Annotated in this window: 11 protein-coding genes; all 11 read left to right on the plus strand. The window is 73.4% G+C overall.

Annotated elements, in window-relative coordinates; translation table 11 throughout:
- Positions 1-1,525 (plus strand): HNH endonuclease (locus tag M3148_RS16615; RefSeq protein WP_251305847.1); only part of this gene is annotated, 1,525 nt, incomplete at its 5' end.
- 170 nt (positions 1,526-1,695) lie between these two features.
- Positions 1,696-2,772, plus strand: a complete 1,077-nt coding sequence (argC, locus tag M3148_RS16620) for an N-acetyl-gamma-glutamyl-phosphate reductase (RefSeq protein WP_251305848.1) — start codon at positions 1,696-1,698, stop codon at positions 2,770-2,772.
- Entirely contained in the window at positions 2,769-3,935 is a 1,167-nt protein-coding gene (gene argJ, locus M3148_RS16625) for a bifunctional glutamate N-acetyltransferase/amino-acid acetyltransferase ArgJ (protein WP_251305849.1), read from the plus strand. The genes argC and argJ overlap by 4 nt, the downstream gene beginning before the upstream one ends.
- Entirely contained in the window at positions 3,932-4,858 is a 927-nt protein-coding gene (gene argB / locus M3148_RS16630) for an acetylglutamate kinase (RefSeq protein WP_251305850.1), read from the plus strand. Before argJ ends, argB begins: the two co-directional genes overlap by 4 nt.
- On the plus strand, positions 4,855-6,102 hold the full coding sequence (locus tag M3148_RS16635) for an acetylornithine transaminase (RefSeq protein WP_440136968.1): 1,248 nt from the start codon (positions 4,855-4,857) through the stop codon (positions 6,100-6,102). The genes argB and M3148_RS16635 overlap by 4 nt, the downstream gene beginning before the upstream one ends.
- Positions 6,099-7,040, plus strand: coding sequence for an ornithine carbamoyltransferase (gene argF, locus M3148_RS16640; RefSeq protein WP_251305851.1), 942 nt, complete (start codon positions 6,099-6,101; stop codon positions 7,038-7,040). The genes M3148_RS16635 and argF overlap by 4 nt, the downstream gene beginning before the upstream one ends.
- Positions 7,041-7,042: 2 nt before the next feature.
- Positions 7,043-7,609 (plus strand): arginine repressor, encoded by a 567-nt coding sequence (argR, locus tag M3148_RS16645; RefSeq protein ID WP_251305857.1) that lies wholly within the window; start codon positions 7,043-7,045, stop codon positions 7,607-7,609.
- Positions 7,606-8,889, plus strand: a complete 1,284-nt coding sequence (locus M3148_RS16650) for an argininosuccinate synthase (RefSeq protein WP_251305852.1) — start codon at positions 7,606-7,608, stop codon at positions 8,887-8,889. Before argR ends, M3148_RS16650 begins: the two co-directional genes overlap by 4 nt.
- Entirely contained in the window at positions 8,882-10,303 is a 1,422-nt protein-coding gene (gene argH, locus M3148_RS16655; RefSeq protein ID WP_251305853.1) for an argininosuccinate lyase, read from the plus strand. The genes M3148_RS16650 and argH overlap by 8 nt, the downstream gene beginning before the upstream one ends.
- A complete protein-coding gene (locus M3148_RS16660; protein WP_251305854.1) occupies positions 10,303-10,950 on the plus strand; it encodes a DNA-3-methyladenine glycosylase in 648 nt (215 codons plus the stop codon). Before argH ends, M3148_RS16660 begins: the two co-directional genes overlap by 1 nt.
- Before the next feature lie 45 nt (positions 10,951-10,995).
- On the plus strand, positions 10,996-12,264 hold the full coding sequence (gene tyrS / locus M3148_RS16665; RefSeq protein ID WP_251305855.1) for a tyrosine--tRNA ligase: 1,269 nt from the start codon (positions 10,996-10,998) through the stop codon (positions 12,262-12,264).
- Positions 12,265-12,875: the final 611 nt, after the last annotated feature.

Here is a 12,875-nt window from a genome sequence, read left to right on the forward strand (position 1 = left end):
GATCGTGAGCAACGCCCGCGCCTTCGAGAACGTCTTCGCCCTCACCGGTCAGGCGCTGGCCACCGGGCACATCGACGCCCGCAAGGCCACGACGATCGTCTCGATGCTGGAGGACTACCCGGTCGAGGTCGCGGTCCTGGTCCAGGACTGCGTTATCGACGACGCCGGCACCCAGACCCACAGCCAGCTCATCGAGGCCATCAAGAAGGCCGTCATCGCCCTCAGCCACGAGGACGCCGACCTCTTCCACGCCCGCGCCCGCGCCCGGCGGCGGGTCGAGCACCCCCGTCAGCTGCCCGACGGCATGGCCTGCATCCGCGCGGTCCTGCCCGCCACCGACGCCGCGGCCATCGACCTCGCGCTCCAGGCAGCCGCCCGCTCCGCCCAGGCCGGGGGCGATGACCGCACGCTCGACCAGCTCCGCGCCGACATCCTCTCCCTCATGGGCCACACCGCGCTCGAGCTCGGGTACGTCGGGCTGCCGCCGGGATCAGTGGTGGGTGCCGACCAGCCACGTCCCGACTATCCGGCGGGTGACGAGCCCGATACCGGAACGGCGCACGATGCCGACGGTGGAGCGGCGCAGGCGCCTGAGGGACCTGCACCGCGGGAGCCGGACGCTGTCGACCAACAGGTGGCGTCGGACCCGCATGGCGAGCAGGGGGAGCCTGACTTACTTGCAGCCCCGGTCGCCGAGATTCCCGTTCCGGAGGCCGATCCGGCTGGCGCCGACCCACCCGATCAGCGGTCAGAGGGGACAGGTGCGCCCGCAGTCGGGTCGGCCGCTCCCGAGGTGCCACCAGACCCGCCCCCGCCTCCCGACGGCGATCCGCCCCCCGACGGTCCGGGCACCGTCCCCCGCCGCTGGCACATGCCGGTGGGCCACATCGGTGGCCAGCGCGCCCAGATCCGCGTCCTCGTCCCGCTCTCGGTCCTGCTCCCGCCCGACATCGCCAGGCAGTTCGGCCTGCCGGCGACGAAGCTGGCCGACGGCACCGGGGCGGAGCTCGTCCCACTGCCCGACGAGGACGCCATGCTCGCCTTCCTCGACCGGGAGCCCGCCGAGGTCGCCACGCTCGAGGGCTACGGGCCCATCTCTCCCGCCGCCGCCCGGGCCGTGGCGCTGGGCGGGACGTGGCGCCGGATCGTGACCGACCCGCTCTCCGGCACCGTCCTGGACTACGGACGCACCCGCTACCGGCCACCCGCCGAGCTCGCCGAGCGCATCCGGCTGCGGGACGGCACGTGCGTCCGCGCCGGCTGCACTCACTCCGCTCGCCGCTGCCAGCTGGACCACATCGTCCCGTGGAACGCCGGTGGCACGACCTCCATGCTCGGCCTGGAGGACCTGTGCACCCACGACCACATCCTCAAGACCAGCGGCGAGTTCCAGCTCCGCCGTCTGGGCAGCGGCGCCTACGAGTGGGTGACCCCCAGCGGCCACATGTACCGCCGTCACCCCGGGGGCCGGGTGACCCGCGTGCGCCGCCGCCAGCAGCACTTCGCGGACACCCCGACGTTCTAGGAGCCAGAGCCGGGGGTCGCGGCTATCAGGAGACCCGAGACCACGGCGCTGGCTCTCTGCGAGCATTTCGCTTCGACGGCTGAGAGATGGCAAGCCTCGCTGAGTCTCGGTCCGGCCGCCGGGCGCGCCGGGGCGGCCATGTGGCGCCTCATTCACCCGTGTGTATAGTTATGCGGGTGACTGTATCTGTAGCCGTGGCCGGGGCCAGTGGGTATGCCGGGGGCGAGGTCCTGCGCCTGCTCCTCGCCCACCCCGAGGTCGAGATCGGCGCGCTCACCGCGAACGCCAGTGCCGGTGACCTCCTCGGGCAGCACCAGCCCCATCTTCTGCCGCTCGTCGACCGGCTCCTCGAGCCCACCGACCCCACGCGTCTGGCCGGGCACGACGTGGTCGTCCTCGCCCTGCCCCACGGCGCCTCCGGTGAGCTGACCGACGCGCTCGCCGCCCTCGACGGGCCCACGCCGCTGCTCCTCGACTGCGGCGCCGACCACCGCCTCGAGCACGTCGCCGACTGGGACCACTTCTATGGCGGCACCTTCGCCGGCGCCTGGCCCTACGGCATGCCCGAGCTGCGCCACGCGGGGGAAAGCGGCACCGCGTCCGCCCAGCGCCAGATCCTACGCGAGGCCCGCACCGTCGCCGTGCCCGGCTGCAACGTCACCGCCGTCACCCTCGCACTCCAGCCCGGCGTCAGCGCCGGCGTCGTCGACCCGGGCGACGTCGTCGCCGTGCTCGCCAACGGCTACTCCGGGGCGGGCAAGTCCCTCAAGCCGCACCTGCTCGCCTCCGAGGGCCTGGGCACCGCGACGCCCTACGCCGTCGGCGGCAGCCACCGGCACGTGCCCGAGATTGAGCAGAACCTGCGCCGCGCCGGCGCGGCCGACGTGCGCCTCTCCTTCACCCCCACCCTCGTGCCGATGGCCCGCGGCATCCTCGCCACCGTCACCGCCCCGCTCACCCCGGGGACGACGACGGCGCAGGTCCGGGCCGCGTGGGAGGACGCCTACGCGGGGGAGACCTTCGTCCGCCTCCTACCCGAGGGTCGGTGGCCCACCACCGCGGCCACCCTCGGCGCGAACACCGCCCACGTGCAGGTCACCGTCGACGAGCGCGCCGGCCGCGTCGTCGCCGTCTGCGCGATCGACAACCTCGTCAAGGGCACCGCCGGTGCCGCCGTCCAGTCCATGAACCTCGCGCTCGGGCTGCCCGAGCAGCTGGGCCTGACCACCGTGGGAGTCGCCCCGTGAGCGTCACCGCAGCACGCGGCTTCCGGGCCGCGGGCGTCGCCGCCGGCCTCAAGAGCTCCGGCGGCAAGGACGTCGCGCTCGTCGTCAACGACGGGCCCGCCGCCGTCGCCGCCGCCGTCTTCACGACCAACCGCGTCGTCGCGGCCCCCGTCGTGTGGTCGCGCACCGCCGTCGGGGACGGGATCGCGCGCGCCGTCGTCCTCAACTCCGGTGGCGCGAACGCGTGCACCGGCCCCGACGGCTTCGCCGACACCCACGCCACCGCCGAGCACGTCGCCGAGCGGCTCGGCGTCTCCAGCGGTGACGTCCTCGTCTGCTCCACCGGCCTCATCGGCGAGCGGCTCGACATGCCTGCCCTCACCGCCGGCATCGACGCGGCGGCCGCTGCGCTGTCGGCCAACGGCGGCCCGGACGCGGCCGAGGCGATCATGACCACCGACAGCGTCGCCAAGACCGTCCACGTGCAGGGCGAGGGCTGGTCGGTGGGCGGCATGGTCAAGGGCGCCGGCATGCTCGCCCCGGCGCTCGCGACGATGCTCTGCGTCCTCACCACCGACGCCGAGCTCAACGCCGTGCAGGCCGACGCCGTGCTCCGCGAGGCCACCCGGCTGAGCTTCGACCGGATCGACTCCGACGGCGCGATGTCGACCAACGACACCGTCATCCTCCTCGCCTCCGGCGCCAGCGGGATCCGCCCCGAGCCGGCCGCCTTCCAGGAGGCGCTCACCGCCGCCACCCAGCAGCTGGCCCGTCAGCTCATCGCCGACGCCGAGGGCGCCAGCCACGACGTCGCCGTCACCGTGACCGGCGCGACGAGCGAGACGGCGGCGCTCGCCGTCGCCCGCGCGGTCACCCGCTCCAACCTGTTCAAGGCCGCGATGTTCGGCAACGACCCGAACTGGGGCCGCATCATCGCCGCCGCCGGCACCGTCCCGGAGGACGTCGCCCCCTACGACCCGCTGCTCCTCGACGTCACCGTCAACGGCGTCCAGGTGTGCCGGGCCGGGGGCGTGGGCGAGGACCGCTCGCTCGTCGACCTCGCGGCGAACCGTGAGGTCCACGTCGAGATCGCCCTCCACGCCGGGGACGCGCCGCCCGTCACCGTGTGGACCAACGACCTCACCCACGACTACGTCCACGAGAACAGCGCCTACTCGACATGACCGAGCTCCCCGACAGCCTGCGCCCGGACCAGAAGGCCGAGGTCCTGCTCCAGGCCCTGCCCTGGCTGCGCCGCTTCGCCGGCACCCGCGTCGTCATCAAGTACGGCGGCAACGCGATGGTCGACGAGAAGCTCCAGCGCGCCTTCGCGGCGGACGTCCTGTTCCTCCACCAGGTCGGCATGCAGCCGGTCGTCGTCCACGGTGGTGGTCCGCAGATCTCCGCGATGCTCGACCGCCTCCAGATCGCCTCGGAGTTCCGCGGCGGCCTGCGCGTCACCACCCCCGAGGCGATGGCCGTCGTGCGGATGGTCCTCACCGGACAGGTGCAGCGCGACCTCGTCTCCCTCCTCAACGTGGACACCGCCCACGCCGTCGGCATCTCCGGCGAGGATGGCGGGCTGCTGCGCGCCGAGCGCCGCACCGCCGTCGTCGACGGGAAGCCGGTCGACGTCGGCCTCGTCGGGGACGTCGTCGAGGTCCACCCCTCCGCCGTCGAGGACCTCCTCGCCGCCGGCCGGATCCCGGTGATCTCGACGATCGCGCCGGACATCACCGACCCCTCCCAGGTCCTCAACGTCAACGCCGACACCGCCGCGGCGGCGCTCGCCGTCGCGCTCGGGGCGCGCAAGCTCGTCGTCCTCACCGACGTCGAGGGCCTGTACCGCTCCTGGCCCGACCGCTCCTCGATCGTGCGGCGCATCGCCGCGAGCGAGCTCACCGTCATGCTCCCCGACCTCGAGTCCGGCATGGTCCCCAAGATGGAAGCCTGCCTGCGCGCGGTGCGCGGAGGGGTGCCGCAGGCGCACATCATCGACGGCCGTCAGCCGCACTCGATGCTGCTGGAGATCTTCACCGACGAGGGCGTGGGCACCCTCGTCCTGCCCGACTGGGCCACCAGCTCCACCCACCCGGAGGCACCGTGAGCGACATCGTCCCCGAGACCCAGCAGCCGGCGGCGGTGTGGGCCGAGCGCTACACCGGCGCCCTGATGAACACCTTCGGCCCGCCCCAGCGCGTCCTCGTGCGCGGGGAGGGGGCGTGGGTGTGGGACGCCGACGGCGGCCGCTACCTCGACCTCCTCGCCGGCATCGCCGTCAACTCCCTGGGCCACGCCCACCCCACGCTCGTCTCCGCGGTCTCCGCGCAGCTCGGGACGCTGGGCCACGTCTCGAACTTCTTCGCCACGCCCACCCAGGTGCACCTCGCCGAGCGGCTGCTCGAGGTCGTCACGCCGGGTGGCGCGCCGGCCGGGTCACGCGTGTTCCTCGCCAACTCCGGCACCGAGGCGATGGAGGCCGCGTTCAAGCTGGCCCGCCGCCACGGCGAGGGCACCCGCCCGCGGATCCTCGCCCTCGAGGGCGCCTTCCACGGCCGCACCATGGGCGCGCTCGCCCTCACCCACAAAGCCGCCTACCGCGAGCCGTTCGCGCCGCTGCCCGGCGGCGTCGAGCACCTGCCCTTCGGTGACGTCGACGCGCTGGCCGCCGCCATGGACGACGACGTCGCCGCCCTGGTCCTCGAGCCGCTGCAGGGGGAGGCGGGCGTGCGTCCGCTGCCCCCCGGCTACCTCGCCGCCGCCCGCGAGCTCACCTCCCGGCACGGCGCGCTGCTGATCCTCGACGAGGTGCAGACCGGGATGGGCCGCACCGGGCGGTGGATGGCCCACCATCACGACCACGTCGGCGGCGGGGTCGTGCCCGACGTCGTCGTCCTCGCCAAGGGGCTCGCGGGCGGGCTGCCGATCGGCGCCGTCGTCGCCCTCGGCGAGCATGCCGCCACCCTGCTCGGCCCCGGCCAGCACGGCAGCACCTTCGGCGGGAACCCCGTCGCCTCCGCCGCCGCCCTCGCCACGATGCATGTCATCGAGCGCGACGGGCTGCTCGCCGCCGTCACCGAGCGCGGCCGCCAGCTGAGCGAGGGCGTCACCGCGCTCGGCCACCCGCTCGTCGCGGGCGTGCGCGGCGAGGGCCTGCTCCTGGCGATCATGCTCACCGGGGCCGTCGCGCCCCAGGTGGCGCAGGCGGCGCTCGCGGCCGGCTACATCGTCAACCCGGTCGCGCCCGACGCCATCCGCCTCGCCCCGCCCTTCGTCCTCAGCCACGAGCAGGCCGCCGGCTTCCTCGCCGACCTGCCCGCCATCCTCGACGCCGCCGGAGGTGCCGCATGACCGCTCATTTCCTGCGTGACGACGACCTGTCGGTCGACGCCCAGCGCTCCGTCCTGCAGCTCGCGCTCGAGCTCAAGGCCGGCACGGTCGCCCCGCGCCCCTTCGCGGGCCGCTCGGTCGGCGTCCTCTTCGACAAGGCCTCCACTCGCACCCGGGTCTCGTTCTCCGTCGGCATCACCGAGCTCGGCGGCTTCCCGCTCGTCCTCGACTCCGCGTCGACCCAGGTGGGCCGCGGTGAGTCGGTGGAGGACACCGTGCGCGTGCTGGACCGGCACGTCGCCGCCATCGTGTGGCGCACCTTCGCCCAGGCCGGGCTCGACCGGGCCGCCGCCGTCAGCGCCGTGCCCGTCGTCAACGCGCTGACCGACGAGTTCCACCCCTGCCAGATCCTCGCCGACCTGCAGACCATCGCCGAGCACCGCGGCGGCCTCGCGGCCGAGGGCCCTGCGCTGGCCGGCCGCTCCCTCGCTTACCTCGGCGACGGCGCGAACAACATGGCCCACTCCTACCTGCTCGGCGGCGTCACCGCCGGCATGGACGTGCGGATCGGCGCGCCCGCCGACTACGCGCCCGACCCGGCCGTCGTCGAGCGCGCGCGCGCCATCGCGGCCGAGACCGGTGGCCGCGTGCTCGTGACGACCGACGCCGACGAGGCCGTCGACGGCGTCACCGCCGTCGCCACCGACACGTGGGTGTCGATGGGCCAGGAGGGCGAGGCGGGGGAGCGCGAGTCGCCCTTCGTCTCTTACCGGGTCGACGAGCGCCTCATGGCGCGTGGCGAGGATGCCGTCTTCCTCCACTGCCTGCCGGTCTACCGCGGGATGGAGGCGACGGCGGAGGTCGTCGACGGGCCGCAGTCGGTCATCTGGGACGAGGCGGAGAACCGCCGCCACGCGCAGAAGGCCGTCCTCGTCCACCTCCTCGGGGGCACGCCGTGAGCATGCCCGTCACCCGGCCGGCGCGTCACGCCCTCATCGCGCGGCTGCTCACCCACGAGCGCATCTCCTCCCAGAGCGAGCTCAGCGCGCAGCTGGCCGCCCACGGCGTCCAGGTGACCCAGGCGACGCTCTCGCGCGACCTCGTCGAGCTGCGCGCGGGGAAGATCACCCTGCCCGACGGCCGTCAGGTCTACGCCCTGCCGCAGGAGGGCGCGGCCGGAGCGATGGCCCCGCCCGTCGCCCCTGAGCAGGGGCACAGCGTCGCGCGCCTGGCGCGCTGGTGCGGCGAGCTCCTCGTCTCGGCGGACCGGGCCGGCGCGCTCGTCGTGCTCCGCACCCCCGCCGGCGCCGCCCAGCTGCTCGCCTCCGCCGTCGACACCGCGGTCCTGCCCGGTGTCCTCGGCACCATCGCCGGGGACGACACCGTCCTCGTCATCGCCCGCGACGAGGAGGCCGGCGCCGAGCTCGCCGACCGTCTCCTCGCCCTCGCGGCCCCGACCACCCCCGCACCGGCCCGCACGCCGGCCGACCGCATTCCCGCACCATCCATGGAAAGAGACCCCGCATGACTGACAGCACCACCCCCACGACCACCCCGACCTCCGGCAAGGAGCGGGTGGTGCTCGCCTACTCCGGCGGGCTGGACACCTCGGTGGCCATCGGCTGGATCGGCGAGCAGACCGGCGCCGAGGTCATCGCCGTCGCCGTCGACGTCGGCCAGGGCGGGGAGGATCTCGACGTCATCCGCCAGCGAGCCCTCGACTGCGGCGCCGTCGAGGCCTACGTCGCCGACGCGCGTGATGAGTTCGCCGAGGAGTACTGCATGCCGGCGCTCAAGGCCAACGCCCTCTACCAGGACCGCTACCCGGTGGTCTCGGCCCTCTCGCGTCCGGTCATCGTCAAGCACCTTGCCCGCGCCGCCCGCCAGTTCGGGGCCACCACGGTGGCGCACGGCTGCACCGGCAAGGGCAACGACCAGGTCCGCTTCGAGGTCGGCATCACCTCCCTCGCGCCCGACCTCAAGTGCCTCGCGCCGGTCCGCGACCTCGCCCTCACCCGCGACGTCGCCATCGGGTACGCCGAGAAGCACAACCTGCCGATCGAGACGACGAAGAACAACCCGTTCTCCATCGACCAGAACGTCTGGGGCCGGGCCATCGAGACCGGCTTCCTCGAGGACATCTGGAACGCGCCCACCAAGGACGTCTACAGCTACACCGACGACCCGGCCTTCCCGCCGGTGCCCGACGAGGTCGTCATCACCTTCAAGGAGGGCGTCCCCGTCGCGATCGACGGCGTGCCCGTCACCCCGCTCCAGGCGATCCAGGAGCTCAACCGCCGCGCCGGCGCCCAGGGCGTGGGCCGGATCGACATCGTCGAGGACCGCCTCGTCGGCATCAAGTCCCGGGAGGTCTACGAGGCCCCCGGCGCGATCGCGCTCATCACGGCCCACCAGGAGCTGGAGAACGTCACCGTCGAGCGCGAGCAGGCGCGCTTCAAGAAGGGCGTGGACCAGCGCTGGACCGAGCTCGTCTACGACGGCCAGTGGTTCTCCCCGCTCAAGCACTCCCTCGAGACCTTCATCGAGGACACCCAGCGCTACGTGACCGGCGAGATCCGCCTGCTCCTGCACGGGGGCCGCGCCGTGGTCACCGGCCGCCGCAGCGACACGAGCCTGTACGACTTCAACCTCGCCACCTACGACTCGGGCGACACCTTCGACCAGTCCAACGCCAAGGGCTTCATCGAGATCTACGGCCTCACCGCCAAGCTCGCCGCCGCCCGCGACGCCGTCTTCGGCAACGCCGTGGACCTCGGCTCCGGTTCGCTGGAGACGAGCAATGGCTGAGGCACCGCTGAGCCTGTGGGGTGGGCGCTTCGCCGGCGGGCCGGCCGACGCGCTCACCGAGCTGTCCCGCTCGACGCACTTCGACTGGCGTCTGGCCCGCCACGACATCGCCGGCTCCCGGGCGCACGCCCGGGCGCTGGCGGCGGCGGGCCTCCTCGACGACGCCGAGCTCACCGGCATGCTCGAGGCGCTGGACCGCCTCGAGGCCGACGTCGTCTCCGGCGCCTTCGCACCCCAGCCTGACGACGAGGACGTCCACACCGCCCTCGAGCGCGGCCTCATCGAGCGGGCCGGCCCCGCGCTGGGCGGCAAGCTTCGCGCCGGGCGCTCGCGCAACGACCAGATCGCCACCCTCGTGCGCTCCTACCTGCGCGAGCAGGCGCGGCTGCTGGCCGGGGGAGTGCTCGACGTCGTCGGCGCCCTCGTCGACCAGGCCGCAGCCCACCCGGGCGCGGTCATGCCCGGACGCACCCACCTCCAGCACGCCCAGCCGGTGCTGCTGGCGCACCACCTGCTCGCCCACGCGTGGCCGCTGCTGCGCGACGTCCAGCGCTGGGTGGACTGGGACCGGCGGGCGGCGGTCTCGCCCTATGGCTCCGGCGCCCTCGCCGGCTCCTCCCTCGGGCTGGACCCGCGAGCGGTGGCGGCGGACCTCGGCTTCACCGACTCGGTGGAGAACTCCATCGACGGCACCGCCTCGCGCGACGTCGTCGCCGAGTTCGCCTTCGTCGTCGCGATGGTGGGCGTGGACCTCTCGCGGATCAGCGAGGACGTCATCGTGTGGGCCACCAAGGAGTTCGGCTTCGTCCGCCTCGACGACGCCTTCTCCACCGGCTCCTCGATCATGCCGCAGAAGAAGAACCCCGACGTCGCCGAGCTCGCGCGCGGCAAGGCCGGGCGCCTCATCGGCAACCTCACCGGTCTGCTCGCCACGCTCAAGGGCCTGCCGCTCGCCTACAACCGGGACCTCCAGGAGGACAAGGAGCCCGTGTTCGACGGCGTCGACACCCTTTCGGCGCTCCTCCCGGCCGTCTCGGGCATGGTCGCCACGCTCACCTTCGACACGGCCCGGATGGCCGAGCTCGCCCCGCAAGGCTTCTCGCTGGCCACCGACATCGCCGAGTGGCTGGTGCGGCAGGGCGTCGCGTTCCGCGACGCCCACGAGATCGCGGGAGCGTGCGTCCAGGCCTGCGAGAACGCCGGCACCGAGCTGTGGGACCTCACCGACGACGAGCTCGCGGCGATCTCCCCGCACCTCACCCCCGAGGTGCGTGCGGTGCTCAGCGTCGAGGGCTCCGTGGCCTCCCGCAACGGGCGCGGGGGCACCGCGCCGGACCGCGTCGCCGAGCAGCTCGAGTCGGCGCGTGCCGCACTCGCGCAGCTGCGCGCCTGGACGGGGGACGAGAGCGCCTGATGCTCGACCTCACCCAGGGATCACTGGACGTGGCACCGCTCCTGCTCGGCGCGCACCTCACGGTGCGTGACGACGCAGGGGCGGTGACCGTCCGGCTCACCGAGGTCGAGGCCTACGACGGCGCCAACGACCCGGGCTCCCACGCCTACCGCGGCCTCACCCCGCGCACCGAGGTGATGTTCGGCCCGCCCGGGCGGCTGTACGTGTACTTCACCTACGGCATGCACTGGTGCGCCAACGTCGTCTGCGGGGAGGACGGGCGCGCCAGCGCCGTCCTGCTGCGGGCCGGGGAGGTGGTCGACGGCGTCGAGCTGGCGCGCTCGCGGCGCCCGGCCGCGAAGAAGGACGTCGACCTCGCCCGCGGGCCGGCCCGGATGGCCCAGGCGCTCGGCCTGGCACGCCCGGACAACGGGGTGGTGCTCTCACCCGGCGGGCGGGCCGAGCTCCTCGCCCCCGCCGCCGCGGCGGAGGAGATCGCCACCGGGCCGCGGGTCGGTGTCTCCGGCCCGGGCGGCGACGGCGAGACCTACCCGTGGCGTTTCTGGCTGCCCGGCGACCCCACCGTCTCGACCTACCGACCGGGGGTGCGCCGTCGTCGTCGTCCCACGGACGGCGGACGAGCCGGCACGACGGACGGGGCACACTAGTCCCGGGGCCGGACCGGCCCCGACCGACCAGGAAGGTACGCAGACGTGAGTGACATCCTCGAGGAGCTGGAGTGGCGCGGGCTCATCGCCCAGGCCACCGACCGCGACGCCATCGGCGCCGCCCTCGCCGCGGGACCGGTCACCTACTACTGCGGCTTCGACCCGACGGCACCCAGCCTCCACCACGGGCACCTCGTCCAGCTCATCCTCCTGCGCCACCTCCAGCGCGCCGGCCACCGGCCCATCGCGCTCGTCGGCGGGGCTACCGGGCTCATCGGTGACCCGCGCATGTCGGGGGAGCGCACGCTCAACGACCGCGACGTCGTGGGCGAGTGGACCGAGCGCCTGCGCCGCCAGATCGAGCCGTTCCTCGACTTCGAGGGCGAGAACGCCGCGCGGATGGTCAACAACCTCGACTGGACGAGCGAGCTCAGCGCCATCGACTTCCTCCGGGAGATCGGGAAGCACTACCGGCTGGGCACGATGCTCGCCAAGGACACCGTTGCCCGGCGGCTGGCCAGCGACGAGGGCATCTCCTTCACCGAGTTCAGCTACCAGATCCTCCAGGGCATGGACTTCCGGGAGCTGCACCGCCGTTACGGCTGCACCCTGCAGACGGGCGGCAACGACCAGTGGGGCAACCTGCTCTCCGGCGTCGAGCTCATCCGCAAGGCCGACGCCACCGGCGTCCAGGCGATGACCACCCCGCTCATCACCAAGGCCGACGGCACGAAGTTCGGCAAGAGCGAGGGCGGGGCGGTGTGGCTCGCCCCGGACATGATGAGCCCCTACGCCTTCTACCAGTTCTGGCTCAACACCGACGACGGCGACGTCGAGCGCTTCCTCAAGATCTTCACCTTCCGCAGCCGGGGGGAGATCGCTGAGCTCGTCACCGCGGTGGCCGAGCGGCCGCAGGCGAGGGAGGGGCAGCGAGCCCTCGCGCAGGACGTCACCACCCTCGTGCACGGGGCCGAGGCGACCGAGCGGGTGGAGCGGGCCTCGAGCGCCCTGTTCGGGAGGGGGGAGCTGCGGGACCTGGATCCCGAGACGCTTGGGCACGCGGTCGCCGAGCTGCCGCGCGGGGAGGCGGTGGTGGGGGAGTCCAACCTCGTCGACCTCCTCGTGGCGACCGGCCTGGCCAACGGCCGCTCCGCCGCGCGCCGGACCATCGCCGAGGGCGGTGCCTACCTCAACAACGTCAAGCTCAGCGACGAGGACCACGTGCTCGCGGCGGAGGACCTGCTCGCCGGACGCTGGGTGCTCCTGCGCCGGGGCAGGCGCAACCTCGCGGTCGCCGAGGTCCCCGGCGGCTGACCGCCCGGTGCTCACGACGACGCCCGCCTGCCCCCTCGGCCGGCGGGCGTCGTCGCGTCTCGGGCGCGCACGTATAGCGGTGCGCAGGGCACCTGACGCGGCGGCACGCCGTGTGAACGACCGCACAGGGCGAGATTCCCGCTCCGGAGCGGTGCTAGCGGCCGCCGGCTTAGGTATAACCGCAGGTCAGGGCGCCTGCGCAGGGTCGGTTTCGGGCCTGCGCCCGGTCGTTTGACGGCAGCTCGCCCGCCCCGTAATGTTTCACCTCGTTGCCCCCTAGGGAGGCACGGACGCTAGGCCGAGAGGCTGGGCGGCCGGTCCCGGGGATGGCGAGTCCACACCGAAGCGAGTGACTGTGTCACGCCCACGGGATGTGGAACTGAGAGACGAGGGCCACGACAGCGCAAGTTGACTGGCCGGAATCGATCAGGTAAGTTTCAGAGGTTGCCCCGGTCCGGGGTTCGGGTCAGGTGACTCGGGTTTCGGCGGTGTGTGTCTGTTTCTTGAGAACTCAACAGTGTGCCAAGTTTTTGATGCCAATATGGTCCTGGCGTCGGCTGGTTTGTTCATCGTCTGGTGGATGGGTTGGTTGGTGTCTGGGGTCGTTAGTT

It is taken from the genome of Georgenia satyanarayanai, assembly GCF_023715365.1.
Lineage (GTDB): Bacteria > Actinomycetota > Actinomycetes > Actinomycetales > Actinomycetaceae > Oceanitalea > Oceanitalea satyanarayanai_B.